Here is a 24462-nt window from a genome sequence, read left to right on the forward strand (position 1 = left end):
CGTATACTGCCTATTTTACCAAAGATTGCTCCGCCATCACCGCTGCGGTGTAGACATAGAGTTCCGCGCCCGAATCCTTCCAGGCGCCGGGAGCAAGGCCCGCCTTCTCACCGCAGAGGGAATTCATAAACTCCTCCCGCGAGCGGAAATGCTCCCACACCTGCGGCAGATAAGTCCCGCCGCGCGCGCCTTTGCGGATAAGCACGCCGTGTTTGCCGGGGATTATTTCTTCCGCGCTTTTGACGCGCTTCATCGGCGAGAGCACCGATATTTCAATATCCACGGCAGCCAATTCGTCGCGGGACAGGCCCGGAAACCGCGGGTCCGAAAACGCGCTTTGCTTTGCCATTTGCGCCACGCAATCCGCCAGCGTCTGGCGGGCCTCAAGGCTGCCTATGCAGCCGCGCAGTTCGCCGCGCTTGTGCAGCGTCACAAAAGCCGCCGCCGGCGCATTGAAGGCCGGATGCGCGGAGAGTTCCGGCGGGGGGGGTATTGTTTTGTCAAAAGCGCGGGCTATGCTCTGCCGGGCAAGGGCAAGCAGGTCTTTGCGTTCCGCCTCCGAAAGCGGGAAAAGTTCCGCGCCCCCGTCCGCCGCGCAGAACACCCCCGCGCCGTAGCCTACAGTGCTTTGCGCGTCCGCGCCTTTAACGTCGCCGGAGTTGTCATAGCGCAGCAGCCGGAAATCGCCAGCGCCAAGCTCCATGGCGGCGCGCGCGCCGGCGCGCGCGGCGGCCTCGCCGCAACAGGCGGTGTCATAGCCCTCAAGCCGCTTTTCCATAAGCAGCCGCGCCGCAAGCCCGAAATACTCTGGCCCCGCACCCCGCGCGGCAACCCCCAGCGAAAACATCAGCGAATTATCCGCCAGCCGCGCAACCTCCGCCGGAGGATAATGCGACAGGTCCGCCGAAATCACCAGCAGCGCCTTGCTGCCTTTCAGCGCGGCGGCCAGCGCGCGGCCCAGTTTTTCAAGAATTTCGCCGTCGCCGGTATTAAGCAGCAGCGGCAGCATTTTACGCGCTTTCCCGCCCAGGCATTGCAGGAAGGGAAGCTGAACCTCTATGGAATGCTCGCCGTCATGCGCTTTGGGCAGAACCTCAAACAAGGGAGACAGTTCCGCCAGCCGGCGATGCAGCCCGCCGTCAATTTCCACACGCCCCAGCGGAGTTTCAAAGGCGCCCTCGCCCCACAGCGCGGCGCCGCGTATATCGGCGCGATGCCCGGTTCCCAGGATGACTGCCGTTTCAAAATCCAGATTTTTCACCGCAGCCCATGCCGCGCCCGCCGCCGCGCCGGAATAGACATAGCCCGCGTGGGGGGACAGTATCGCCTTCACGCCGGGGGAATCCTCTCCGCCGGAGATAAAGGATTTCACCGCGGCCTCAAGCTCGCGCGGGCGCGCAGGGTAGAAACTCCCCGCTGCGGCGGGCGGCCTTGTCATGGATTTCATAACCCCTCCAAACAAAAAACGATTTGCCCGAAAGCCGGTTAAATTCTAGAATATATTCACGGTGGTTGTAGCTCAACGGTTAGAGCGCCTGGCTGTGGCCCAGGAGGCTGCGGGTTCGAGTCCCGTCAGCCACCCGTACTAAACCGCTTGCCCCCCAAAAAAAACATAACCTTGCCCTGCCGCTTTGCGCTGGCAGACTCCGTCAGACAGCTAAATCCGGCGGCGGAAATTCCATGCGGGCGCGACGAAACATGAGGGGGGCTTGACAGCGGCGTAAACTAATACTAAAATAGTCTTAGTATGGCGCTGCTAAGCAGGGAAACCGATTATGCCGTGCGCGCGCTGGCCGTGCTGGCCGGGGCGGGGGAGGGGAAGCATGTATCCTCGTCCGAAATTTCGCGCGTGCAGCGCATACCGCTGTCTTTCCTGCGGCGCATTCTGGGCGGGCTTTTGCGCGCGGGCCTTATAGAAGCGCGCGAGGGCAGAAACGGCGGCGTCCGGCTGGCCCGCAAGCCGGAAACCATATCCATAGCCTCGGTGATGGAGATTTTTCAGGGGCCGGTTTCGCTTTCGCGCTGCATATTCCGGCGCAGGCTTTGCCGCAACGGCGGAACCTGCGTCCTGAGGCGGGAAATAGCGGATATAGAATCCTACGCGGCGCGGAAGCTGGCGGGACTGACTGTCGCTGATTTGCTGAGGATACAAAGGAGAAAATCATGACGATGTACTGCAGACAGTGCGAACAGACACAGGGCGGCAAAAACTGCCTTAATCAGGGCGTATGCGGCAAAACGGCGGAAACCGCCGCCATGCAGGACATGCTGGTTTACGCGCTTAAAGGGCTTGGCTTCTGGGGCCATCAGGCGCGCAAGCTGGGAATCGCGGACGAACAGGCCGACAGGCTGGTTATGGAAGGCCTGTTCACCACCGTTACAAACGTAAACTTCGCGCCGGAGACTATCGCGCCGCTTATCGGGAAAGCCGCCGCCGCGCGCGAGCGGCTGCGCGGCAAGGTCATGGCGGCAAGGCCTTTTACCGGCACAATTCCGGCGGCGGCGGAAATAATTCCGGCGCAAACCGTCGCAGAGCTGCTGAAGCAGTCCGGCCAGGCCGCGCTGCCCGCGGACAGCGCAAACGAGGACATACGCTCACTGCGCGAAATTCTGCTTTACGGCCTCAAGGGAATGGCCGCCTACGCCGACCATGCGGCTGTTCTGGGCAAAAGCAGCGATGAGGTCAACGCATTCTTCCATGAAGGGCTTGCCGCGCTGACGGACAATTCGCTCTCCGCGCAGGATTATGTGGCCCTTATCATGCGTTTCGGCCAGGTCAATCTCAAATGCCTGGAATTGCTGGACGACGCCAACACCGGCGCCTACGGCCATCCGGCTCCGGTCAAAGTGCCGCTGGGCCATAAAAAGGGACCGGCGATACTGGTGTCTGGGCATGACTTGCGCGACCTTTATCAGTTGCTGGAGCAGACCAAGGATAAAGGAATCACCGTCTACACGCATGGCGAAATGCTGCCGGCCCACGCCTATCCTAAGCTGAAGGCCTTCCCGCATTTCTACGGCCATTACGGCACGGCGTGGCAAAATCAGTACAAGGAGTTTGACGCCTTCCCCGGCGCGATACTGATGACAACCAACTGCATACAGCGTCCCGCCAAAAGCTACATGGACCGCATTTTCACGACGGGACTTGTGCAGTGGCCGGGGGTGGAGCATATCGGCGCGGGCGAAGACGGCGCAAAAGACTTCTCCCCGGTGATAAGAAAAGCGGTTGCCGCCGGAGGGTTCAGCGAGGACGCCGCCGGTAAAGAAATCACTGTCGGCTTCGGGCGCAACACCCTGCTGGGCGCGGCGGAGACGGTGGTCAAACTGGTCAAGGCCGGCAAAATCCGCCATTTCTTCCTGATAGGCGGCTGCGACGGCGCGAAACCGGGCCGCAATTATTACACCGAGTTCGCGCAGAAAATTCCCAAGGACTGCCTGATACTGACGCTGGCCTGCGGCAAATTCCGTTTCAACACGTTGGAATTCGGCGAGCTTGAGGGGCTGCCCCGGCTGCTGGACTGCGGACAGTGCAATGACGCATACACGGCGATAGTGATAGCCTCCGCGCTGGCGAAGGCGTTCAACTGTTCAGTAAACGAGCTGCCGCTGTCGCTGGTGCTTTCCTGGTACGAGCAGAAGGCGGTGTGCATACTGCTGACGCTATTCTCGCTGGGGATCAAAAACATCAGGCTGGGGCCGTCGCTGCCGGCCTTCGTATCCCCGAATGTGCTGAATATACTGGTGGAGAATTTCGCAATAAAACCCGTCTCCACGCCGGATAACGACCTGGCGGAAATGCTGGGCGCGATAAAGCGGTAACACTTACGGCGCGGCGGGCAAATGTATTTGCCCGCCGCGTTATTTTTTGAAATACCCGTTCATCCAGAGCAGTATCGGCAACAGCGCGGCGAGGACCGCCTTGGAAATCAGTATCCTGGCAGGCATGTCGCAGAAAACCCCGGCGGCGGCATACTGCGCCAGCCACAGCGCGCCGGCGCACATCAGCGCCTGCCCCGCGCGCGAAAAATCATAAGGCACCGGGTAAAGTTTGCGCGAGAAGGCCAGCATCACAGCCGCCATCAGCGCATAGCTGATAAACGTCGCCCAGGCCGCGCCCATGAAAGAAAATTTCGGTATCAGCAGCAGATTGGCCGCGATATTGGACAACGCGCCGACCGCCGTGGTCCAGGCGATTATCTTGGTTTTCTTGGCGATGACCGGCCCGGCGAGGAAATTTACATAGAACCCGTAAAACAAATACCCCGCCAGCACCACCGGCACTACCGGCAGCCCGCCCCAGTAGCGCGGGTCTATCAAATGCCAGCCGCCGATATCCAGCCGCACGATGTCGCCTATAAAAAACGACAGCGCCAGCACCACAAAAGCCCCGAAGGCCGCGAAATAATTGAACACCCGCGCGAATACCTCCGGCGCGCCCGGCTTGCCGGCATGTTCCAGAAAAAACGGCCGCCAGGCCTGGTCAAACATGCTTACAACCAGCATCATGAATATCCCCAGCCTGTAGCCCGCCTGATAAATGCCCACGGTGGACTGGTTGGTGAGGAAAAGCAGTATCGGCCTGTCTATGACCTGCACGGCCATAGCCGCCAGCCCCGCCGGCACCAGCGGCCAGGAAAAAGCCAGCATTTCCCGGAAAACCTCTTTTGAGAACCGCCACCGCAGCGATTGCGTGATGACCGGCGTCAGCAGCACAAGCGACGCCGCAGACGCCGCCACAGACGCCATCAGCGCGCCTTCCGGCCCGGTTTTCAGCTTGAGCAGCAGTATCACGGTTGCCGCCAGGTTCACCGCTATGTTGGCCGCGCGTATGGAGGCGTAGCGCAGCGCTCTGTGTTCCATGCGCAGCTTGGCGAAAGGCACGCACATCGCCGCGTCCATGGCCAGCACTATGGCGGCATAGGCCACCAGCTCGGAATACCGCCCGCCAATTCCACCTATAACCGCGGCGGGCCCGCGCAGCACGCACAGCAGCGCGGCCAGCGCCGCCGAGGCCGCTATCACCGGCCAAAACGCGGTGGAAAATACCGTTTTCTCGTCGTTTTCGCGGTTGACGGACAGGCGCATGTACGCCTGGTCCATCCCGAACTGGAATATGACGCCCAGAAAGGCCACATAGGAATAAACCGCCGCCACCACGCCGTGCTGCTCCGGCGCGAAGGCGCGGGTGTAGACGGGCAGCAGGAAAAAATTCAGCAGCCGCGCCAGCACGGTGGAAAGGCCGTATATGGCCGATTCCTTTCCCAAGTCCCTTATACGCATTTTTTCATTATAATAGATTTGGGCCGTTTCCCGTCCATGCGCGGCCACAGTATTGAGACAGGGTAATTCCGGCAGCTTGATTCGCAGGCGCCTTGCAGTTCGCCTTGAGCGGCGCGCATTTAACGGCACTCGCCACCGGTTGCGATTTTGGGTATAATGTGAATGTTGGGCGGCGGTTCGCGCCCGAATTCCGGGATGGTGTAACGGTAGCACAAGCGGCTCTGAACCGCTTTGTCTAGGTTCGAATCCTAGTCCCGGAGCCATGTATTTGCAAAGATAGAACTTCTGCCCTTTTAGCGTTCGGCGCTAAGGGCAGTTTGTATTTTATGTGGCCTCCGCCCGGCGTGTCCAGTTCAATGCGCTGTACCCAGTTGCTGAGGAACGATTTCGTCTCGGTTATGCTGGATTTCTCCAAAAAGCCGCAAAGTTCGTCCGAGTAGTCCTTAAGCTCCTTGTCCGACACGTTTATCGTTTCCTTGGCGTATTCCGCGTTCAGCGCGGCTTTCATGCCCTCCAAGGCCTTTAGCTGCTCCCGGAGTTGTTTTATGCGCGGGGCCAAGTCCTCGACCTTCACATGGCCCGTTTCCAGCGCGTTATAAAGCTTCTGCAGGCGCTTATTGGCATCCACTATCTGCAGGTCCTTTTCGGCTATACGGTCGCGCAGTCCGCCTTTTGAGGCCAGCAACTCCTCGTTTATATCCTGCACCAGCTTGCCAAGATTTTCTTTGGTTACAACCCGTTCGCGTATTTTGGCTATTACCGCGTCCTCCAGTTTCTTGCGCGGCACAAAGCCGCAATCACACACGGATTTGCCGCGTTTGAGGTAATTCTGGCAGGCGTAGTAGAAAAATTTGCTGGATTTCGCCGCGCTGCCGATTAGCTTCGCGCCGCATTTGCCGCAATAAACCATCCCGGACAGGAGGTAATCGCTGCCAGCTTCGCGCGGATGCATAATTTGCGGAGCCCGTGATTTCATAAGTGCCACCACCTTGTTAAAAGTTTCCTTGTCCACAATCGCCGGATGCGCGTTTTCCACGCGAATCAGCTTGTCCTCCGGCTTTTTGCGGCGGACTTCCTCGTGCTTGGCGTAACGGTTGAATATCACCGCGCCGGTATAGGTTTCATTGGTCAGCATATAATGGATGACGGTCTTGCTCCACGGGAACCCGGCCCGCGTTTTTGCGCCTTCGCTATTCAAAACTTTGGTGATTTCCTTGGTGCCCAAGCCTTTTATAGCCATTTCAAACATCCTGCGCACAACGGATGCCTCCGCCGGTTCTATGTCCAGTTTGGCCTTCTCGTTTCCATTGACCATGACCTTGAGGCGTTTGTAGCCGTAAGGGGCGGCTCCGCCGTTGCAGAAGCCGCGTGCGGCGTTCTCGCGCATGCCGCGTATCGTATCGCTTGAAAGATTGAGCGAGTAAAATTCGTCAACCGCTTCCAGCATGGCTTCCATCAGGTGGCCGGACGGCGTATCATCTATCGGTTCATTGATGGAAACGACGTCCACACCATGCTTGCGAAGCAGCTTCTTGTAAAGGATTGAGTCTTCGCGGTTTCGTGCGAAACGGGAGAATTTCCAGACCAAAATGGTGTCAAAGGGACAGATTTTCTGTTTAGCGGCGTAAATCATCTCCTGAAACTTGGGGCGGTCGGCAGAGCGCGCGGATTCGGCCTCGTCTATAAATTCAGCAATGATGCTGCCGCCTTTTTTGAGCGCATATTCGCGCAATGCCTTCAACTGGGCGGGGATTGAGAGGTCCTTGTCCGCCTGGCCTTGCGAAGATACTCTTGCGTATAACGCCGCTTTCATAACAATACCCGCTCCTCGGCTATTTCACCGCCCTGAAATATGCGGACAGCAGCTTTGCAGTCAATTCGCTTTTGCCGCCGATGTGCCAGTCCATGTTCTTTTCCGGCGGGACTGGGCATTTATAGTCGTAGATGCTGAATTCCAGCCCGTTGATTTTGCCGACCCATTCAATATTGCTCTTGCCGCTTGGGAATGCGAACGGGCGGGGCTTGCCGAATACTCGGACAAGGTCTCTGTATGTCGTGCCGTCGGGCATGTAGCCGACGAGGCTTATGCCGGTTTCCGGGCCTTGGCCCATTTTGATTTCCACGTCTACGGACACTCGGATTTTCATAGCGTCTCCGTTAAAATTCCGCGTTTTTGATTGCGCCGGTTTCGGCGTCGCGGACGGTGTAATAGCGTTTGTTGCTCCGCCAACTGCCGTCGGTGAATTGCTCCTCTATGGTGATGCTCCATTTCGCCTTCGGCAGGGTTTTGCGGACTATCGCCAGCTTTTCAAGCGCGGCGGGGATGTAGTCCTCGGTCTTGCCGGTCAGGGCGACGTCTTCCACGTACATCTCCGAGCCGTCCTGCTTGAGGCTCAGATACCGCGACTTCAGCGTTTTGCCGGTCATATCGCCTCCTGTACTTTTATCCGCGCGAGTGTTTTGCCGTCGTGCCGGATTACAAACCGGATGCGGCTTTTGCCGTTGCGGACTTCGGGGCGGCGGGCTTGCGCCCCGGCAAATGCCTGCGCTTCTGCTGCCGTGTTGAACTTGCCGATTGTGCGGCGTATCGTGCTGCGGAACCTCGTCCCCGCCAGCGCCGTTGATACCGCCGTCACGTAAAACCTCGCTTTATTTACCGTCTCAGAATCCATCGTTTTCATACGGCCTCCGTTAGCTGTCATCATGAACATACAATGACTTCGGCGATTAATCCAGTCCTTTCCGGAAGCCCTTTACCGTCAGGGAAACAGCCCTTGACTTCATCCCGGAAACCCTTTATTTTCTGGCCCGCCCGGCCCCATAAACCGGGCGGGCTTTGCGTTCACGCGCTCGCGGGCAGGATTTTGCCCAGCCAGTCTTTGCCGACCAGCTTGTTGAGCGCGGCCACCACCGCGTCTATCGCCCAGCCGATGAGCATTCCTTCTATGCTCTCCGGCAGGAACGGGATGTCTATCAGCGCGTTGAGGACGGCGACGGCTAACGCCTTCTTATCCGCGCCTTTGAGGCCTTCGTCCTGACCGACGGCTTCGACCAGCTTCACGACATCCGGGATAGCCTCCGCCGCATCCTTGAGGCTTTTCACGGCCTTGATTTTGCCCTTCAGTTCGCCCAGCCCGTCCAGTAACTCTTTTGCCTTCGCTTCGTAGTCCATGGTGTCTCCTGTTTACGCCAGTTTCGTGTATTTGCCGTCTTTGAACGCCAACACCTCGCGCTTGCCGCCGGTGCTGGCGTGAATCCACCGTGAGCCGCCGCGCCGTTCGTCAATAAGCTGTCCGAACGGGATGCCGGATTCTTTCCACAGCCAGTTGAACGCGTCGTCTATGCTCACGCCTTTCACCTCAAAATCCGCCGCTTGTCCCAGCGTATGCTGGCTTGACGCGCTGCCGCCGATGGCCTTGTTAAGCTCGTAACACCTAAAGCCGGAATGCGCTATGACCGGCTTGCCGTAATGCGTCCGCACCGGCTCAAGGATGAGGCGGCACAGGCCGGTAAGCTCGGCGACATAGGGCATCGCCTTTCGGCGGTTAAGCTCCCGGAACCCCGGCTTGCCGGTGCGCGTAAGTTCAAAGAATGTGAAATGTTCCGTCAGTTTGAAGTCGTTCATTTGCCGCTCCATTTAAGCCCCAGTTGGAATATGGCGTTCACCGCCAGCGTTATGCCGCCGACGAGCCATGAAATCTTGGTTTTCATGGCCCTCAGTTCCTCGGCGAGGCCGATTTGGCCGTTGCCGTTGACCGTATGCTCCAGCCGCGATACTCGCCCATCGTTGGCGGCCTTGTCCTGCGCGTAACCGGCAAGATGCGCGTCCTGTTTGGCCTCTATGCGGGCCAATCGTTCAAGTATTTCGTCGAGTTTGCTCATATCACGGCCCTCCTCCGCCGGTTTGGCCTTGCCATTGACCGGCGGCTGTTCCTGTCGCAAGGAACACCTCATACGGCGCATCCGTCGCTATGGCCATGCACGGCAATGCGGCGCAGGCCAACCCCTGCAGCTGGATATGCGTTTTTGCGCCGTAGAATGTCGCGCCGCCGAACACCCCGGTTCCGGTGATGGCTATCGTTGACGCGCTGATGCCGTAGGTTTCCGTGATGGTTTTCGTGAACGTGTTTACGCCGGTGAATGCCTGGCTGGCGCTTAATAGCGGCACATTCGCGCTTAATCTTGCGTCGGGGATTGTGCCGCTGGCGAGGTTGGCGGCGTTCAGGCTGGTTAGCGCGCCGCCCGCTCCGGCAAAGCTGGCGGCGGTTACCGCGCCTGAAAACGCACCCGTCGCGGCGGCGATTCCGTAGGCTTCGGTGATGGTGTTTGAAAACGCCACCCGTCCGGCGGTGGATACTGACATGGCGGGCGAGGTTCCTGCCGTATCAGTTGAAACGACAAGCAAGTACGGGAATGTCCCGGCGGGGCGTATGTCCAGCGCGGCGGCGGGGGCGTACTGGCTGTTGCCTATCAATACCCCGTTTCCGGCGTTTAGCGCGATGTCGCCGTTTGACGCGTCCACCTGCACCGCCCGGCCTGCGCCGGTGTTGTTGATATGCAACCGCGCGTTGGGGACGGCGGGGCTGCCGATGATGAGCCGGCCCAAGTCCGCGCCCTGATAATATGCCGCGTTCGGCGGCGAGAAGTTCGATGTCCACCGCGCCGCGCCGACATCTATGCGCAGCTCGTCCATATAGACCGCGCTGGCGGTCGTGGCGGTATCCGTCGCGCGGGTCTGCTTTGCGCCGATATACGCGCCGTTGGACACGTCTATGTTTGCGCCCGTGCAGATATTGACCAGTTTTGACACCCCGTCAACATACAGGTTGATTCCGCCCGCGTAAGTCGCCCGCACCAGCGCGACATGATGCCAGCCGCCGTTATACGGTCCCCAGACGATATAAGACGCGATGCCCATGCAGCCGGGGCCGGACACCATCAGGAAATCGTTGCCGTTGTAGTTCACATGCGACACCGCCAGCGCGTTCGTTATCGCCGCGTTATACATGTCCAATCCGCCGCCGGTCGTCGTCCAGTCCGGGTTCAGCACGAGGAACGCGCGCGCGGCCTGCCATGCCGGGCAACCAACGGTGTAGACCCAAAAGTCTATCGTGAATGTCTGCGAGCTGATTTGCGGCATGGACGATATATGCGCGCCGTCGTTCCAATGCGTCATATAAAGCGACGCGGAGCCGAACTTTTTGTTGGCCTGCGTCAGGTATGCCGCGTTGACGATAGTGAATGTTGCGGGCGAGACCGAATCGGGGATAGCCGTCGCGCCCTCCGCGCCGTCCATGTGAGCCATGACCGCCGTGTTGGGGCTGTATGCTATGTTCAAATCGCCGCCGATGGCGACGTCGCCGTTGTAGGTGTTTATGATACCCGCGCCTGTGTTGGTGGCGACATTGACGACGGCGGCGTTCACCGCGCCTGAAAACGCGCCCGTCGCCGCCGCTATGCCGTAAGTCGCCGACACGCTGCCCGCGTTTACCGCGCCCGTGAACGCGCCGCTTTGCGCCGACAGCGGCCCCTGCACCGTCGCCGAAGACTTGAGCGTGATGCCGTTTGCGGTTATCCGCCCGCCATTGCCTTGCAGTATGATTGACGTCGCGCCGCCCACGGACGGGTACAGAAGTTCCTGCCCGACGAGCGTCATCGTCGCTTTGCCCGTCGGCGTGGACACGGTTACGCCGTAATACTGCGCCTGCGCCGGGGGCGCAAGCAATACCATCAGCCACACTATCCATTTCCACATATCAGCCCACCTCCTCTGTTGAAGTTGCCGCGCCGCCGAGGACGATAAACCCGCCGTCGCCCTGCGCCGTGTCGCCGCAGTAAAACATCCTTTGCTTCAAATCCGCCGCCCAGCAGTCAAAACACTTCGCCGGATTCTCGGCGGCGTAACCCTTCAGTTCCTCATACGTCCCCGCCTTGAACGCGATGCCGCCGATGTCCAGATAGTTGAAATTCGCCATCAGGATATCCGCGTCCGGAATGTCGCCGTTTTTTATGTTGTGCGGTAACGCCATCAGAGCGCCTCCGTCAGATTGAATGCGGTGGCCCAGTTCTCCACGTCAAGCTCGATGCCCTCTACACGGAAATTCGCGTTATAGAACGGCAGCCGCACGGCCAGCCAGCTTTCGTTGTAATAGACCACCCGGTTCGTTTGGCCATAGCGCACCGCGCCGTCGCCCCATTTCCACGCCGTTATGAAATCGCGCGGGATGATTTTCAGCAAGACCTTGTCGCCCAGCTCAAGGTGCAGGAAAAACCGCGTCCTTGCCAGCGCGCGCCGCCGCTGGCCTTTGACATAGTCATACACCGTCGGCGCGATGGCGCGGGCCAAATCAACATTCGCCGCAGGCAGGAAGTTGCCGCTTGATATCGCGTACTCCCGGACGCCCATCTGGTCTATGTTGTCCGGCCTCGGCTCGCTTTGCGTTTTGGAATCAACGACGATGTTATAGCCGCCGAATGTCACATTGACCCGGTTGTAAACCCGCGCCGCGCCGCTTGCGACGCTCTCCAGCGCGGCCACGTTTGAATTGTCCAGCGTGTAAACCGGCGACATTGAATCGGCGCGCGGTCGGAAAACGAAGCCGTCATCGCCGGTGAAGCCGATTTCATAGCTGCACATCCGCGCCAGCGCGGCCAGCGCGTCTTCGCAGGTCAGCCCGGTCATGTTGACGACAGGGATTGTGACAGCCGAGGTGTAATAGTCCACCTGCCAACCTTTCAGCAACGCGTAGTTCTGCCATGCGTAGTCGTTGGTTACAGTTACCACCCAGCGCAGCTGGATATACCGCAGCAACGACGGAATGACAGAGCCGGGCGCAATCGCCGTCCAGCCGTTCCAGTTCGCCCCGTCGGCGGAATCGCGGTAATAGAATGCGGACACGGCGGTGCCAAGCTCAAAATGCGAAGCCGTCAGCTTCCCCCAGTTCGCCAAATCGGCGGTGCCGTCTATGACGGGGCTGGTGTACGAGCCGGTCAGCGACGGGTAATGGCCGGAAGTATTCCAGTAAAGCCGTATCCCCATGTCATAAGAATCCCACAACGTGTTTGAATACTCGCCAGACGAAAAACCCGCCTCGTCCAATTGCGAAAATGTGGTCTCTACGGAATTTGCGAACAACGCCGGGCTGATGTCCGCGCCGTCAACGCCGCACAGCGCGCAGATTTGCGCGACAATCCATTCAATTTTCTTGTCCAAGCGCCAGTAGGTGTAGCTGCACCACAGGCTTTGACCGGCGTTCAGCGCGATTTTAACCGTGATAGCCGCAGGCGCATCATGCTCGTTGAGGTTGGCGACCGAATAATCTTTGTCTGCCATGAGAACGGTCGCGTTTTCCGGCCCGGCGGAGGTCAAACCTTTGCGAACCTCCGCGATTATTCCCGCCGCGTTATGCCCCGTGCTGAAATCCAGTCCCGAATTGGAGCCAATCAGTTCGTTGGTTACCGCAGTGCCGACGAGCGCCGCGCTGAACTGGGCGAACACCGACATCCGGCCAAGCAAATTCAGTTGCATGGTTTTCTGTTCGGGGTATTCGGTGTTGTCGTCTGTAAGATAACCCGTGTAAATATACTGCGGGTCCGGTGTGCCGTCGGACCGGACCACGCCTGCTATCAGCGCGATTTTGGAGTTGAACACATAATACCCGTCAGGGAAATAGCCGTCCGGATTGCCCTCAAGCCACTGTCCACGGTCGTTTCGGACGGTTACGGCGCAATTGCCGTAGGTCCATTTGTTGTATTCCTCGGTGTCCAGCTTGATTTGGATTTTGCCGACCTCCGCGACATCCGGCGTGAGGTCAATGGCGTCGTCGTAGACAAATGCCGCGCCGGTCCAGCTCCGGCGGTAAAGTAATACTCGCTTGAAATACTTCGGCTTCGGCGAGTTGAACGCGTCCAGCGATTCAGGAGCAATCGTTTTCATAATCAACGTTCCTTGAGCGATAGCTCTATCTCGTAACGGCATGTTTTCCGGTCAAAGGTTTCAGTCGGCGGCTCGGCTATGAGGAACTCGTAAATCTGCGTCGGGTCGTAATCGGCGAAAAATGCGAAAGTCAGGAAATCATAGGTTGCAATCGCCGACAAAAGCGTATCCCGGTCGGCTTGCGTGACATTGCGAAGCGACAGTGTGCCTTCAACCTTCTGCCATTCCTTCCACGCGACGAGGCTGCCGTCGGACATGCGGATGTTGCCGCATTTCGCGGCGTCCTTGCGCTTGAACGTGGACTGCGCGTGAAGCGTGAGCAATTCCACATCCAAATGCGCGGGGTCGTAGACTTTTATCGCGTTCACATTGCCTCCCCGTCGTGTTTCGCGCCGATTTTGTAGGCGGCTTTGGCGTTCTCGACGCCCCACGAAACGCCCTGCTTTATAGCGGTCGTGATTTGCTCGCACACCGCGCGCACATCAGTTTGCGAACCCATGCCGCCGTTGATTGTTATGGGCGCGTTGAGCGAAATATTGACGCCGCCTCCGCCGACAGCCGCGAGCGCGCCGCCGGTGCTGACCGAACCCATCGCTGCCATCTCGCGCAGGCTCAATACATACTCGCCGCCGTGGACGATGGCCGCAACCGGCTGGCCTTTCATGCCGGGGACCAACCCGCCCTCGGCAAACCCCAGAAACTTGCCCAGCCCGCCGGTCAGCCCGCCGAACGCGCCGCCGGTGAACAGGTTCAGTATCCCGTACAGCGCCATCTTGGCGGCAAGTTTTGCGATAAGCTCCTCAAACGCTTTCAGTATCGCCTGAAAAAGGTTGTCGGCCAGATTTTTAATCGCGCCGAACACGCCGCGCGCGGTGTCCAACGCCTTCCAGAACCCTCCCGCAAACGAGCTTTCAAAGCTGCTCATCGCGCCGGTCATCTCGGTTTTCCAGTTAACCCCGGCGGCGGCTGTCTCGCGTAGCGCGCTCGTCCACGCGACGCTGAACGCCGAGGCGTCTTGCGCCGCATCCGCCCCGATATTCGGGATTTGAGGCGCGGCGGGCATGTTCAGCGTAGGCGCGGAAATGCCGCCGGAAAACACGCTTTTCACCGCCGCCAGTTTGCCACCGACAAAATCCTGCGCTTTGCCGTAACCGTTCGCCACGCTTTCGGCGATATCCTTGCCGGTGTTCAACGCAGTTTCGCCGATTATGCTGCCCCATTTCTTTACATCGTTCGCCACACCTTTAAGTGATTGGCTGATTTGCGAGTTGCCCAACGCTCCGGCGGTATCGTCCACGAATTGCCTGATAGCCGCGACCGCGCCGTCCATGCGCAGATACTCGGCCACCGTCATAAAATCCCGCACCCAGTTCTTGAAATAGTCCTTCAGGGCTTGGAATTTATCGCTGAAAAACCGGACGAAGAAGTCCGCGATGACCAGAACATCGTCCATGTAACCCCGGCATACTTCGCGGAATGTCAGCATCAGGCTGTCCCATGTTTTGACGATGGACGACCATTTGTCTATGACAATCAGTCCGACAGCAATCAATGCGACCGCGATAATGCCAACCGGCCCAGACAATGCCCCGATTGCCGTGACAATCAACTTGAACGCCGCGACAATCCAGCCCAACACCGGCGCAAACCCACTCACCGCCGACACGAACAGTCCCAATCCCCAGATGGCGGGGCCTAAAGCCGCGATAATCATGGACACCGTTATCAGCCAGTTGCGCGTACCAGCGTCCAGTCCGCCAATAAACGCCGCCGCTTTTTGCGCCGCCGAGGTCAGCATTTGCGTCAGCTTTACGACCGTCGGCAAAGCGATGTCGCCGAGTTGGATTAACGCGACCTGCAATGTCGCCAACGCTTTGGCGAACTGTTGGCTCGCGTCTTTGTCGGCGATGTTGAACGCGGTTTTCAGGTCTTGCCCCGTCGCTTTCGCCACATCGGCGATGACCGCCCGCGCGACCTCGCCGTTCTTGCCGATGAGGTTCAGAAGTCCGACAAAACCCTCCGCTTCGGGGAACACGTTTGCCAGCGCGATTTCGTTGTCGCCGAAGCACGCTTTCAGCGTCTGCAAGACCGCCAGCAAACCGCGTTCCCGCAGTTCCGAGCGCAACCCCTCCGCCGAAAGTCCGACAAGCGCAAGCCCGTCGCGCATTTGCTGCGTCGGTTTCAGCAAAGTCAGGAACACACCGCGAAGCGCGGCCACCGTCTGCCTCGCGCCCATGCCGAGCCGCGACATCGCCGCCACCGCGCCGGATACCTCGCCGAACGACACGCCCAGTTGCGCCGACACTGGCAGCAGCTTCCCGATAACCGGCGCAAGCTCGTCCAGTTGCATTTTTCCGTTGCGGACTGTGGCGACCAGCATGCCCGCCGCCGTTGCTGCGCTCAAATTCGCGGGACCGTAGGCGTTCAGGGCGGAAGTTACCGCGTCGGCGACGGTTTTGGTGTCGCCCATCCCCGCCGCCGACGCCATCGCCGACGCTTTCACCGCCTCCAGCGCATCCGCGCCGCGTAACCCGGACTGCGCGACAAAATACAGCGCGTCGGCCAGTTCCTTCGGGCCTCTGCCGGTTTGTGTCGCAAGCGTCATAAGGTCGCCGCGCCATGAATCCACCTGTTCGCGGCTCACGCCGATAATCGCGACGATTTTGTCCAGACTGTCGTCGAACTGTGTGGCGAATTTTACAGCGGATAGCGCGGCCCCGGCGAACGGCAGCGACAACCCGTAAGTGATTTCCTTGCCGAGCGCGGTAAACCTGCGCCCCGTGCGGGCGAGCGTCTTTTCAGCTTTGGCGAGGCCTTCCTCAAAGCTGGCTGTCCGCGCCGTCAGGTTCACTATCAGGTTGCCGATTGTCGCCATATTTTCCGCCTAATGCCGCGTTTATTATCCGCACTTTCGCCAACATCTGCCGCCAGTCTTGCGTTTCACCGCCGAACTTCGGCATGAAGTCCTGCGGTTTGTACGGCTTTATTCCCTTGCCGCGAAACACATTCGCGCCCGTCGCCGCTATTATGCCCGCCCGCAAATCCGCCCGTTCCTCGCCGAACGGCTCGATGCCGTAATACGCCTGCCATTCGGTCAGTTCGCGCGAGCTGATGCGGCCCAACAGCTCGCCCACCGTCATGCCCAGAGCGAGCGCTAACCGGAAATAGAACTTTCGCTCCGGGCGGCGGTGAAATTTCCGGCAAGCTCCTTGACGTCGCTTTCGCTCAAGCCGGACAACTGTTGAACCGCATTGAACAGCCGGTTCAACGCCTTTGCGGACTTCTCGCCGAGCCAGTTCGCGTCCGCTTCCGTGAACAGCGGCTTGCCGTCCTCGCCGATAACCGACTGCGCCACCAGCTTTGCGCGCAGGTTCTGCATGTTCACCGTCGCGCTCTTGCCTTGTCCTTGCACGACGCCAGCCTCAAACCTGTCGCGCTCCGCGCCGGTGAGGCTTTTCAGCCGGACTGTCCCGCCCCATTCGGGGACTTCCACGTCCAGCGTCTCGATGTCCGAGACGGTCTTGATTTGGTCTTTGTTGAGCAACATATATCCTCCGTTACGCCAGCGTCGGCTGGCCTGTTATTTTCAGCGTCACGCTTGCCGCCAGCTTGCCGTCTACCGGCGCGTCCGGCTCGAAGTTCGTGACGAAAGCCGAAAAACTCCACGTCGTGTTCGCCGTGTCAGGAAACACCAGCTTGAAGTTTTTTGCCGCGCGGCTTGTCAGCGCGGTCAGCAGTCCCGTCTGGCTCGCGTTGGCGGGCAGGAAGTTCAGCTCCAGTTTTATCTCGCCCGCGTCCAGCAGCCCGGCGGCATACTCTTTGTAGCCGCCCGGTGAATCATCCGCCGTCACATCTATCGTGTCCAGCGAGACGCCCGGCCCGCCCACTTTTGACACGGCGGCTATGTCGCTAAACACCTCCGGCGACGCGCCATCGCCCATTTTCAGTTTCGTGCCGAAACCGCTTATCGCTTCGCTCATATCAATCCTCCTTGTGCCATATCAGGACGTCAGCCGTGACGCGAAATACGCCGTCGTCCGCGCTGAACCCGTCCGTTTCGTTTTCGTTGAACGCGGCCTGAATATCGCCGCCTTTCTTGCCGTGTAACGCCGACACCGCCGCCAACGCCAGCCGCTTTGCCTCAAGGTAATCCACCGAGTAACAGTCCAGTTGGAACCGCGACGATGCCAGCTTTGACGGCCCGCCATGCGAGGCATATCTGATGCACGACACTTTCATGTAAACCATCGCAGGCAGCATAACCTCGTCGGGCAGCCGGACTGGATAGACCCTGTCGCCGACAATCGCCGACACGGCGGCGTCATGCGACAACAATTCAAACAACGCCTGTTCAGCGGTCACTTTGGCCTCCGTATTTCGCCACCAATCGGCGGTATTCCGCGTCGCAGGCCTGAATCGCCTCCTCTTTTTTCGCGTCAAACGCCGGGCGCATGAACGGTTTCGCCTCGACGCGGCCCACAACCTTGTAGAACCATCGGTTGCCGGATTTATGCGACCGCACAGCCAGCGCGTGGCCGAACTCGACGAGACGTCCGTACCACACCGTCCAGTGCAGGCCAATTCGGGCGCGGACTTCGCCTTTCAGCGGGTCAGTGCTGATGGTTACGCCGATGTTGTCCTTGATATGTTCGGCGGTCTCCGGCTTGCCTTTGGTGAACAGGTTGTTGACGCCGGGGTCATACGGCGCGTTCGCCGCCGCCTGCGCGCGGATGACTTCCGCGCCTTTCTTGACGGCGCGCACGGTGGCGCGCCGCAGCTCCGGCCCGCGTATGTTTTTCAACGCCAGCTCAAGCTCCGGTATGCCGTCCAGTTGGATTACGGTTATGTCGCCCATAATTACGCCACCCGCTTACACATAAGCTGCAATTCCTGTTTCCCGTCGGCGGGGTTGATTATTTCCACGATGTCATAACCATTTCCGCCGGATACCACGCGCCAACTCGGCTTCACATCCGCGCGATACCGAATGACGACGCGCACCGTGATTTCGCTGTTCACACGGGCGGATTCAAAATACTCCCGCCCGCGCAAAGGTAGCACCGCCGCCCATACCGTCGCCACATCCGCCCACACCGGTTTCGCTTGCCCGACGGCATCGCGGGTTATGGTCTGCCGCTGCAAGGTTACCCGCCTGTTCAGCTTGCCGGGGTTCATAATGCGCGCCCCCATAACCGATACGGCGCGAGCAGGTACTGCACGCCCATCGGCAACTCCTCGAAGCGCACATTGGCTGCGTCGCTGACGGCGATGCGGTTCTCGTACCAGTGCGCCGCCAGCAGCCTGATTGCCTGGCGCAGCGGCTCCGGCACATTCGCGCCAGCCGCGCCGTAACCGCAGCCGAAGTCGACCTCTATCCCGTTCGCCCGCCGGAACCCCGCCGACGGGGTTTGCCAGTTGTCTTTTGGCAACACCCGCGCCGGTTCGCACAGCACATCGGCGTAATAAACCGCCGCGTTCAACACCGTCCCGACGCCGTTTGCGTCCCAGAACCGGACGAACTCAACCGCCGTAACCGGCGCGAACGGCGCGATTATCACGCCGTCCGCGGGCAGGCCGTCCCAATAGACGCGCCAGCGCTGCGTGATGAGCTTGCGGTTCGTGAGCATTTCAACGCATTCGCGGGCGGCCTTGATAAACCCAGCAATCAGCGCGTCGTCATCGGCATAATCAACCCGCGAATGCGATTTCTGCTCGGCAAGCGTCACCGGCTCAGCCGCCGGCGCGGCTATCAGCGACAGCCCCATATCACTTCGTTCCCGGCGCGTCCGCCTTCCTGTCGCGCTTGAACGGCTCGAGGTATTCCTTGTGCCGCTCCGCGTCGGCGTCGGAAAGCTGTATCACAGCCCCCTCCGCATAGCCGCCGAACGGCTTCTTCACCCGGTAGAGTTTCGTTTCCATGTTTTTTCGCTCCTATTTGAACAGCAGGTACGAGAACGCCGAACCCTGCGCAACGTCCACCGACAACGCCTGCGTAAACCGCAGCCATGTCTGGTCCTGCATGAACGCGTTCGAGTTATCGCCCGCGTCGTAGGCGTCCTGCGACAGCTTCACAGCCAGCCCCTCGCGCGGCGATATCAGCAGCGCGCGGTTGAACCGCCCGTATACCGCCGCCGTGCAATCCGCCCCGGCGCCGAGGTTGTTCGGTATCGTCGGGCACAGGACATACGGCACGTTCCATACCGTCGCCGGCACATCGCCCGCCGGAGGCTGCCAGATGTACTGGTTCTGGTTGTCCTTGAGCTTCATCAGCTTCTTGAGGCCCGTCCGGCTCAGGGTGATTGTCGCGCCCTGCGAGTTCGCCGCGTTGAGCGAGAATATCAGCTCCGCGATATCGTCAAAGCTGACCGACGCGCCGCCCATGCTGACAACATTCACGCCCGACGCCTTGATAACGCCCGTGAACGGGTCGCCCGCCGCTGTGTCGCCCAGCAGCGCGACGCGCTCTATCTCCAGCGCCATCGCCTCGCTGATAAGCTCGGACAGGAACGCCGTCAGGTTGATGGCGCTGTCGCGCAGCAGCTCGTCGGTGCATTTGATGACCGCCGCCATCACCTTCGCCACCTGCTCCAGTTGCCCGAACGCCGGGTTCGTGACCGGCTTCGTCCCGCCCTCCGTCGCCCAGCCCACCGAGACACTGGTCAGCTGGCGCGGCAGCTGCCGTTTCCACGTCGACATCGGCAGGATGTTGGCCAGTTGCATTACCGGCGAGGCGTCTTTCAGCAGCCGAATCACCTCGGCGCTGAACTCGGTCGGGACCAGATACCCGCCCGCCGACGAGGAGCCTTCGCTCATCACCGTCTTCGCGTCGGCCAGCATCGGGTGCCGCTCCTTGGCCGCCAGCAGGAAGCCGCGCATCCCGCCGAATTTCCGGCCGTAGTCGCTGGTCCACGGTTTCTCCGGGGTGTTCGCCGGCGAATTCCTGAACGCCGCAACCAGCCCCGACACATCCTCCGGCCCCTGCGGCGGAACCTGCCTGCCGCCGGGCTGGGGGTGGAGCTTTTTGACTATGTCCTCCACCAGCTTCTCGGCCTTGTCCCTGGTGATGCAGTCGTCCAGCCTGCACTCCAGGGTTTTGCGCAGCTCCGCTATGGAGCCGCTTACCGCTTCGTTTGCATCCATGTGCAAACCTCCTTTGGTCTTTTCGATTTCTATCGACTTCAAAGCCTTGCTTACCGCCTCCGCCAGTGCGTCAGGGTCGGCGGGCACCGCCACAAGCGATATCTCGTATATCTCGGCCAGCGTCAGTTGATGGGGCGCGTCGGGATTTTCGTAATGGAACCGGCCCGCTATGCTGATGCCTTTCGCGTGGCCTTCCGTGTATATCCGGCGCGCGTGTTCCACAACGGGATAATCCGAGCTTGAAAACTTGGCCTTGAAGTACAGGCCCTTCGCATCCTCGCGGATTTCGGCCATCGAACCCGCGATATGGTCAACCGCGTTCACATGGTCCACCAGCAGCACGGGGTTTTTCAGATATTCCTTGAGGTCGTAGACGTAATCCCGTTTCGCCTTGTAAACCGTCGGGATATCGCCATACCTGTCGGCTTGGTTTTTCGTGTTCGCGTATCCCTCAAGGAAAACAGAGCCGTTCTCCTGTATGATTTTGCCGCCTTCAATCGGCAGTATTTTGAATTGCCTGTCCATTGTCGCCTCCAGCCGCCGAAACCATGTTCAGCGGCGTCAGATATATCACACCCTGCCCGCCCGGCAGGCGGTTCATGTTCTCGCGCTCGCGGATATCATCAGCCGATAGCCAGCCCCATTGCCGGCCAATCGCATACGCCGCATAACGCGTCTTGATATCGCCGCGCAAAAGCCCCTCAATCAGAAATTCGGGGAAATAATCGCCGGAAAACAGCTTGAACGACAGCTCCTGCTCGATATTCACCAGCCACGGGCGAATAGTATCCGTCACAAATTCAATCGCCTGATGCTCGATGTTGTTGTTCGTGGACCTATCCAAATCCGAAATCTTGTGCAAAGGCATCCTGAAATAGCGCGCTATTTCAGACACGCCGAATTTGCGGGTCTCAAGCAACTGCGCGTCCTCCGGCGGTACGCCCACCGCGTTGAACTTCATGCCCTCCTCAAGCACGGCGACGCGGAACTTGTTGTCCAGCCCTTCATGCGTCTTTTCAAATGATTTCCGAAGCCGCGCGGATGCTTCGTCGGACAACTGGCCCGGATGCTCAAGTATCCCGCCGGGCCGCGCGTCGTTTGCGAAGAATTTCGCCGCGTATTTCTGCGCCGCCAGCCCCAGACCGATAGCTTCCTTCGCCGCGCGCATCGGCGGCAGCCCCAAAAGCCCGTCATAAGACAACCCTTTGATGTGCAGTATGTTGGCAAAAGGCACGTCCACAACGCCCGAATCCAGCGCGACGGCATAAACCAGTTGCTTGTTCACGCGCTTTAACGATACCCGCCACGGGGTTATCGGCCACAGGGCGACCGGATTACCGTCGGCGTCGCGTTCTATTTCGCTGTAATGGTTGCCCCACAGGCACAGGTGAAGCATTATCGCCTGCCGCCAGCTCATGGAGGTCATCTCCCGGTTGGGCGCGTCGTGCAGTATGCGGTAAAGCGGATGGCCCGCCGCGCGGGATTTGCCGTCGCTGGTGCGCTGGTAAACATGCAAAGGCAAACTGCCGATTGTCTGCGACAAAACCTGCGCGCAGGCGTAAACCGCCGATAAATTCAATGCCAGCGTTTCGTTGACCTCCACGCCGCTTTGAGTGTTCGTCAGAGGCAACAACACGTCGGCAAAGAATTGCTGGATGCTCTGCATTTTCCGACCGCCGATGTTCAAAACCTTTTTGAGCCAGTTCATAAAATCACCATCCCGCGATTCTCGTAGACGCTTCTGCCGCAATGGCGCATGGCCCGGTCCAATGCCATCACGGCGGCTACGATACCGTCTATGCGGCTTGTGCTTTTCGCCTTGTCGGGTTTGATGTTGCCCGCCGGGTCCGTACGCACCACGGCGTTATCGGCCATCCAGCGCAACACCGGATTGCCGCCGTGATGCAGCTTTCCCGCCAGCACCAGCCGCAAAAGTTCGCCGCTCGGCCCCGCCATGCTGGCAAACCCCTGCCCGAACGGCACAACCGTCAGGCCAAGCTCCTGCAGTTCCTGCACAATCTTTGCCGCGCCCCAGCGGTCAAACGCTATTTCCTTGAGGGCGTATTGCTTGCGAAGCTCCGCTATCTTGGCGACGATGAACCCGTAGTCGATATAATTCCCGCCGGTAGTGAATATCAGTTTCTGCCGCACCCACAGCTCATACGGCACGCGGTCGCGGTTGGAACGCCCGCGCAAATCGTCTTCCGGAATCCAGAAAAACGCCAGCAGCTTGATTGCGTCCTCCACCGGAAACGCCAGCACGAGGGCGGTGATATCCGTGGTGCTGGACAGGTCCAGCCCGGCGTAGCAGGCCTTGCCACGCAGCATCTCGGGAATTACCGTTCCCCTGGACGCGTCCCACGCCGCCATCGGCAGCCAGCGGCTTTCCTGCTGCGTCCACTGGTTCAGATAGAGCCGGCGGAAGGTGTTCTCGCAGGCCGGGATATTCTGCGCCTTGGCGCATTCGCGCCTGAGGTAATCCTCGCTGATGCTCACGCCGAGATTCGGATTGGCCTTGCGCCATGTTTTCGGGTCGCGCCAGTCATCAGCCTCATCCGCCGCGTAGATTACCGGCAGAAACGAATCGTCCGGGACCATGCCTTCCTTCACGCGGCGGGCGTATTCATGCAGCTCCCGGCAGATGCTGTTGCGGTCAAAACCTGCCGTGGTGATCGCCATAGTCAGCGGCTGCGTCCGCGAGCCGGTGCTTGTAGCCAGCACGTCCCACAGGTCCCGGTTCGGCTGCGCGTGAAGCTCGTCAAAGATAATGCCGTGCGCGTTCAGGCCGTGCTTGGTCGGCGCGTCGGAGCTTAAAACCTGATAGGTGGACGCCGTGCGCGGAACGAATATCGAGTTGCGGTATAGCTGCCCGCGCGACATGAGCGCTTTCGACGCCATCGCCATGCCCTTGGCCACGTTGAACACGATGGCGGCCTGCTTGGTGTCCGCCGCCGCGCTGTAGACCTCGGCGGATGGCTCGCTGTCGGCGTAAAGCAGGTACAGCGCAACGCCGGAGCAAAGGCTGGATTTGCCGTTCTTGCGCGGGATTTCGATATAGCAGGTGCGGTAGCGGCGCGTGCCGTCTTCCCGCCTGCAGCCGAACAGCGGACGGATGATGTCGTCTTTCTGCCAACGTTCCAGCATGAATGGCTCGCCCGCCCACTTGCCTTTTATATGGACGAGGTAACGCTCGAAAAACCGGGTGGCCCGGTCCGCCGCTTTATGGTCGAAGTAGAAATCGTGTTCGCTCATGACGGTTTGTCGAAAAACCTCTCGTCCTCGTCGCCGCCGTCCTTGTCCGGCCTCGGGATTATCCGGCTGCGCATCGTGGCCGGTATGCCCATCTCGGCGGCAAGCTTAGTCATCATCAGCATCCAGCCCCGCGCGATTGAGACGAACGGACTCTGCTGTACCGCGCCATTCGGCGTACGGTAGACGGGTTTGGTCTTTTTAAGCGCATCGTTTGCACGTTTCCAATTGGAATACGCCGAGCAATAAAGCATGAACAGGTCGCGGTCTATCGAGCTGACTACGCCCAACGCGGACAGCTCCGGGAAAAGCTCGCGCCACTTCGCCTTGGCCTCGTCGTCCAGAAACTCAGGAGGCGCGCTGCTGGCGGGACCGGGCCTGGGTTCGGCAGGGTTGGTCCTGCACCGCTTCAAAGTGCCCGTTTTCCGCTTGATTTCCGTCGGTATCGGCTTCCTTCCGCGCATATTTTCCCTGCCTACCCCCCCCTTGCGAATTATGGACGCGTTTACGCATAGCCGCGCACCGGTCTATAGTCAAAAGCCGGGGGGAATTACCCTGCCTACCGGTCAGCCGTTGCGCTTTTTGCGACACCTGCCGAACCCGCCATCCTCCCGCGCCGTCTTGAGGCTGTGATGTTCATGGCACAGCCCCTGCAAGTTATCCATCGCGTCCGCCCCGCCCTGCGACTTGGGTACGATGTGGTCAACATCGGTGGACAACTCGGCGCAACCCGGATAACGACACACCGGGTCCCGCGCCAACACCAGCACCCGCAATCGCTGCCACCGCGAACCATACCCCCGTTGAGTAGAAGTTCCTCGCCTTTCCTGCTCGGCCTTGTTTGCCTTCGCTTT

At 59.7% G+C, this 24462-nt stretch carries 29 protein-coding genes and 2 tRNA genes; 4 read left to right on the top strand and 27 right to left on the bottom strand.

The genetic code is table 11. The features are described 5' to 3' along the window. Positions 1-10: 10 nt before the first annotated feature. Positions 11-1447: an AmmeMemoRadiSam system protein B gene (gene amrB / locus WC421_07480; GenBank protein ID MFA5162073.1), complete on the bottom strand. Its 1437-nt coding sequence runs from the start codon at positions 1445-1447 to the stop codon at positions 11-13. Between the two features lie 61 nt (positions 1448-1508). Here amrB and WC421_07485 point away from each other — a divergent pair. The 3 genes from WC421_07485 to hcp all read left to right on the top strand — a co-directional run bounded on the left by WC421_07485 (position 1509) and on the right by hcp (position 3822). Further along, positions 1509-1581: transfer RNA gene (locus tag WC421_07485), tRNA-His, on the top strand. Between the two features lie 166 nt (positions 1582-1747). Beyond that, positions 1748-2167: an Rrf2 family transcriptional regulator gene (locus WC421_07490; GenBank protein ID MFA5162074.1), complete on the top strand. Its 420-nt coding sequence runs from the start codon at positions 1748-1750 to the stop codon at positions 2165-2167. Beyond that, the gene (gene hcp, locus WC421_07495; protein ID MFA5162075.1) at positions 2164-3822 is read left to right on the top strand and encodes a hydroxylamine reductase; all 1659 of its coding nucleotides are present in this window, start codon (positions 2164-2166) and stop codon (positions 3820-3822) included. The genes WC421_07490 and hcp overlap by 4 nt, the downstream gene beginning before the upstream one ends. Before the next feature lie 39 nt (positions 3823-3861). Here hcp and WC421_07500 read toward each other — a convergent pair whose 3' ends face one another. After that, complete coding sequence (locus WC421_07500; protein ID MFA5162076.1) at positions 3862-5283, bottom strand: oligosaccharide flippase family protein; 1422 nt, start codon at positions 5281-5283, stop codon at positions 3862-3864. Between the two features lie 189 nt (positions 5284-5472). Here WC421_07500 and WC421_07505 point away from each other — a divergent pair. Beyond that, a tRNA-Gln gene (locus WC421_07505) sits at positions 5473-5546 on the top strand. On the opposite strand, the gene WC421_07510 is transcribed toward WC421_07505, so the two are convergent. The 25 genes from WC421_07510 to WC421_07630 all read right to left on the bottom strand — a co-directional run bounded on the left by WC421_07510 (position 5519) and on the right by WC421_07630 (position 24378). Further along, complete coding sequence (locus WC421_07510; GenBank protein ID MFA5162077.1) at positions 5519-7096, bottom strand: recombinase family protein; 1578 nt, start codon at positions 7094-7096, stop codon at positions 5519-5521. The two genes, WC421_07505 and WC421_07510, sit on opposite strands and share 28 nt — an antisense overlap. A gap of 19 nt (positions 7097-7115) precedes the next feature. Continuing rightward, the gene (locus WC421_07515) at positions 7116-7430 is read right to left on the bottom strand and encodes a hypothetical protein (GenBank protein MFA5162078.1); all 315 of its coding nucleotides are present in this window, start codon (positions 7428-7430) and stop codon (positions 7116-7118) included. A gap of 10 nt (positions 7431-7440) precedes the next feature. Beyond that, positions 7441-7710, bottom strand: coding sequence for a hypothetical protein (locus WC421_07520; protein ID MFA5162079.1), 270 nt, complete (start codon positions 7708-7710; stop codon positions 7441-7443). Further along, positions 7707-7964, bottom strand: coding sequence for a hypothetical protein (locus WC421_07525; protein ID MFA5162080.1), 258 nt, complete (start codon positions 7962-7964; stop codon positions 7707-7709). The genes WC421_07520 and WC421_07525 overlap by 4 nt, the downstream gene beginning before the upstream one ends. Positions 7965-8125: 161 nt before the next feature. Then, positions 8126-8455 (bottom strand): hypothetical protein, encoded by a 330-nt coding sequence (locus tag WC421_07530; GenBank protein ID MFA5162081.1) that lies wholly within the window; start codon positions 8453-8455, stop codon positions 8126-8128. A 12-nt stretch (positions 8456-8467) separates the two neighbouring features. Beyond that, positions 8468-8908, bottom strand: a complete 441-nt coding sequence (locus tag WC421_07535; GenBank protein ID MFA5162082.1) for a D-Ala-D-Ala carboxypeptidase family metallohydrolase — start codon at positions 8906-8908, stop codon at positions 8468-8470. Beyond that, positions 8905-9165: a hypothetical protein gene (locus WC421_07540; GenBank protein ID MFA5162083.1), complete on the bottom strand. Its 261-nt coding sequence runs from the start codon at positions 9163-9165 to the stop codon at positions 8905-8907. Before WC421_07540 ends, WC421_07535 begins: the two co-directional genes overlap by 4 nt. Before the next feature lies 1 nt (position 9166). Next, on the bottom strand, positions 9167-11038 hold the full coding sequence (locus WC421_07545; protein MFA5162084.1) for a LamG-like jellyroll fold domain-containing protein: 1872 nt from the start codon (positions 11036-11038) through the stop codon (positions 9167-9169). A 1-nt stretch (position 11039) separates the two neighbouring features. Then, positions 11040-11312, bottom strand: coding sequence for a hypothetical protein (locus tag WC421_07550; GenBank protein MFA5162085.1), 273 nt, complete (start codon positions 11310-11312; stop codon positions 11040-11042). Next, the gene (locus WC421_07555; GenBank protein ID MFA5162086.1) at positions 11312-13219 is read right to left on the bottom strand and encodes a hypothetical protein; all 1908 of its coding nucleotides are present in this window, start codon (positions 13217-13219) and stop codon (positions 11312-11314) included. Before WC421_07555 ends, WC421_07550 begins: the two co-directional genes overlap by 1 nt. 2 nt (positions 13220-13221) lie before the next feature. Continuing rightward, positions 13222-13587 (bottom strand): hypothetical protein, encoded by a 366-nt coding sequence (locus WC421_07560; protein ID MFA5162087.1) that lies wholly within the window; start codon positions 13585-13587, stop codon positions 13222-13224. Beyond that, entirely contained in the window at positions 13584-16094 is a 2511-nt protein-coding gene (locus WC421_07565; GenBank protein MFA5162088.1) for a phage tail tape measure protein, read from the bottom strand. The genes WC421_07560 and WC421_07565 overlap by 4 nt, the downstream gene beginning before the upstream one ends. Then, complete coding sequence (locus WC421_07570) at positions 16039-16359, bottom strand: DUF4035 domain-containing protein (protein MFA5162089.1); 321 nt, start codon at positions 16357-16359, stop codon at positions 16039-16041. Before WC421_07570 ends, WC421_07565 begins: the two co-directional genes overlap by 56 nt. Positions 16360-16373: 14 nt before the next feature. Continuing rightward, a complete protein-coding gene (locus WC421_07575) occupies positions 16374-16766 on the bottom strand; it encodes a hypothetical protein (GenBank protein ID MFA5162090.1) in 393 nt (130 codons plus the stop codon). Positions 16767-16776: 10 nt separating this feature from the next. Further along, positions 16777-17199 carry a phage tail tube protein gene (locus WC421_07580; GenBank protein ID MFA5162091.1) on the bottom strand — a complete coding sequence of 141 codons (423 nt, stop codon included), beginning with the start codon at positions 17197-17199 and terminating at the stop codon, positions 16777-16779. Position 17200: 1 nt separating this feature from the next. Continuing rightward, a complete protein-coding gene (locus WC421_07585; protein MFA5162092.1) occupies positions 17201-17581 on the bottom strand; it encodes a DUF3168 domain-containing protein in 381 nt (126 codons plus the stop codon). Beyond that, the gene (locus WC421_07590) at positions 17571-18074 is read right to left on the bottom strand and encodes an HK97-gp10 family putative phage morphogenesis protein (GenBank protein ID MFA5162093.1); all 504 of its coding nucleotides are present in this window, start codon (positions 18072-18074) and stop codon (positions 17571-17573) included. The genes WC421_07585 and WC421_07590 overlap by 11 nt, the downstream gene beginning before the upstream one ends. A gap of 2 nt (positions 18075-18076) precedes the next feature. Continuing rightward, positions 18077-18394, bottom strand: coding sequence for a phage head closure protein (locus WC421_07595; GenBank protein MFA5162094.1), 318 nt, complete (start codon positions 18392-18394; stop codon positions 18077-18079). Beyond that, complete coding sequence (locus WC421_07600) at positions 18391-18984, bottom strand: head-tail connector protein (GenBank protein MFA5162095.1); 594 nt, start codon at positions 18982-18984, stop codon at positions 18391-18393. The genes WC421_07595 and WC421_07600 overlap by 4 nt, the downstream gene beginning before the upstream one ends. A gap of 1 nt (position 18985) precedes the next feature. After that, positions 18986-19138: a hypothetical protein gene (locus WC421_07605; protein MFA5162096.1), complete on the bottom strand. Its 153-nt coding sequence runs from the start codon at positions 19136-19138 to the stop codon at positions 18986-18988. 12 nt (positions 19139-19150) lie between these two features. Further along, the gene (locus WC421_07610; GenBank protein MFA5162097.1) at positions 19151-20884 is read right to left on the bottom strand and encodes a phage major capsid protein; all 1734 of its coding nucleotides are present in this window, start codon (positions 20882-20884) and stop codon (positions 19151-19153) included. Next, a complete protein-coding gene (locus WC421_07615) occupies positions 20853-22067 on the bottom strand; it encodes a phage portal protein (GenBank protein MFA5162098.1) in 1215 nt (404 codons plus the stop codon). Before WC421_07615 ends, WC421_07610 begins: the two co-directional genes overlap by 32 nt. Continuing rightward, positions 22064-23611: a terminase TerL endonuclease subunit gene (locus tag WC421_07620; protein ID MFA5162099.1), complete on the bottom strand. Its 1548-nt coding sequence runs from the start codon at positions 23609-23611 to the stop codon at positions 22064-22066. Before WC421_07620 ends, WC421_07615 begins: the two co-directional genes overlap by 4 nt. Continuing rightward, positions 23608-24072, bottom strand: coding sequence for a phage terminase small subunit P27 family (locus tag WC421_07625; GenBank protein MFA5162100.1), 465 nt, complete (start codon positions 24070-24072; stop codon positions 23608-23610). The genes WC421_07620 and WC421_07625 overlap by 4 nt, the downstream gene beginning before the upstream one ends. A 102-nt stretch (positions 24073-24174) precedes the next feature. Next, positions 24175-24378, bottom strand: a complete 204-nt coding sequence (locus tag WC421_07630) for an HNH endonuclease signature motif containing protein (protein MFA5162101.1) — start codon at positions 24376-24378, stop codon at positions 24175-24177. Positions 24379-24462: the final 84 nt, after the last annotated feature.

Source organism: Elusimicrobiales bacterium, assembly GCA_041651175.1.
Classification (GTDB): domain Bacteria; phylum Elusimicrobiota; class Elusimicrobia; order Elusimicrobiales; family Elusimicrobiaceae; genus JAQTYB01.

Excerpts from the sequence above, each read along its gene's own strand:
- amrB (MFA5162073.1), bottom strand. The coding sequence starts at position 1,447 with ATGAAATCCATGACAAGGCCGCCCGCCGCAGCGGGGAGTTTCTACCCT.
- WC421_07490 (MFA5162074.1), top strand. The coding sequence starts at position 1,748 with ATGGCGCTGCTAAGCAGGGAAACCGATTATGCCGTGCGCGCGCTGGCC.
- hcp (MFA5162075.1), top strand. The coding sequence starts at position 2,164 with ATGACGATGTACTGCAGACAGTGCGAACAGACACAGGGCGGCAAAAAC.
- WC421_07500 (MFA5162076.1), bottom strand. The coding sequence starts at position 5,283 with ATGCGTATAAGGGACTTGGGAAAGGAATCGGCCATATACGGCCTTTCC.
- WC421_07510 (MFA5162077.1), bottom strand. The coding sequence starts at position 7,096 with ATGAAAGCGGCGTTATACGCAAGAGTATCTTCGCAAGGCCAGGCGGAC.
- WC421_07515 (MFA5162078.1), bottom strand. The coding sequence starts at position 7,430 with ATGAAAATCCGAGTGTCCGTAGACGTGGAAATCAAAATGGGCCAAGGC.
- WC421_07520 (MFA5162079.1), bottom strand. The coding sequence starts at position 7,710 with ATGACCGGCAAAACGCTGAAGTCGCGGTATCTGAGCCTCAAGCAGGAC.
- WC421_07525 (MFA5162080.1), bottom strand. The coding sequence starts at position 7,964 with ATGAAAACGATGGATTCTGAGACGGTAAATAAAGCGAGGTTTTACGTG.
- WC421_07530 (MFA5162081.1), bottom strand. The coding sequence starts at position 8,455 with ATGGACTACGAAGCGAAGGCAAAAGAGTTACTGGACGGGCTGGGCGAA.
- WC421_07535 (MFA5162082.1), bottom strand. The coding sequence starts at position 8,908 with ATGAACGACTTCAAACTGACGGAACATTTCACATTCTTTGAACTTACG.
- WC421_07540 (MFA5162083.1), bottom strand. The coding sequence starts at position 9,165 with ATGAGCAAACTCGACGAAATACTTGAACGATTGGCCCGCATAGAGGCC.
- WC421_07545 (MFA5162084.1), bottom strand. The coding sequence starts at position 11,038 with ATGTGGAAATGGATAGTGTGGCTGATGGTATTGCTTGCGCCCCCGGCG.
- WC421_07550 (MFA5162085.1), bottom strand. The coding sequence starts at position 11,312 with ATGGCGTTACCGCACAACATAAAAAACGGCGACATTCCGGACGCGGAT.
- WC421_07555 (MFA5162086.1), bottom strand. The coding sequence starts at position 13,219 with ATGAAAACGATTGCTCCTGAATCGCTGGACGCGTTCAACTCGCCGAAG.
- WC421_07565 (MFA5162088.1), bottom strand. The coding sequence starts at position 16,094 with ATGGCGACAATCGGCAACCTGATAGTGAACCTGACGGCGCGGACAGCC.
- WC421_07570 (MFA5162089.1), bottom strand. The coding sequence starts at position 16,359 with ATGACGGTGGGCGAGCTGTTGGGCCGCATCAGCTCGCGCGAACTGACC.
- WC421_07575 (MFA5162090.1), bottom strand. The coding sequence starts at position 16,766 with ATGTTGCTCAACAAAGACCAAATCAAGACCGTCTCGGACATCGAGACG.
- WC421_07580 (MFA5162091.1), bottom strand. The coding sequence starts at position 17,199 with ATGAGCGAAGCGATAAGCGGTTTCGGCACGAAACTGAAAATGGGCGAT.
- WC421_07590 (MFA5162093.1), bottom strand. The coding sequence starts at position 18,074 with ATGGGCGACATAACCGTAATCCAACTGGACGGCATACCGGAGCTTGAG.
- WC421_07595 (MFA5162094.1), bottom strand. The coding sequence starts at position 18,394 with ATGAACCCCGGCAAGCTGAACAGGCGGGTAACCTTGCAGCGGCAGACC.
- WC421_07600 (MFA5162095.1), bottom strand. The coding sequence starts at position 18,984 with ATGGGGCTGTCGCTGATAGCCGCGCCGGCGGCTGAGCCGGTGACGCTT.
- WC421_07605 (MFA5162096.1), bottom strand. The coding sequence starts at position 19,138 with ATGGAAACGAAACTCTACCGGGTGAAGAAGCCGTTCGGCGGCTATGCG.
- WC421_07610 (MFA5162097.1), bottom strand. The coding sequence starts at position 20,884 with ATGGACAGGCAATTCAAAATACTGCCGATTGAAGGCGGCAAAATCATA.
- WC421_07615 (MFA5162098.1), bottom strand. The coding sequence starts at position 22,067 with ATGAACTGGCTCAAAAAGGTTTTGAACATCGGCGGTCGGAAAATGCAG.
- WC421_07620 (MFA5162099.1), bottom strand. The coding sequence starts at position 23,611 with ATGAGCGAACACGATTTCTACTTCGACCATAAAGCGGCGGACCGGGCC.
- WC421_07625 (MFA5162100.1), bottom strand. The coding sequence starts at position 24,072 with ATGCGCGGAAGGAAGCCGATACCGACGGAAATCAAGCGGAAAACGGGC.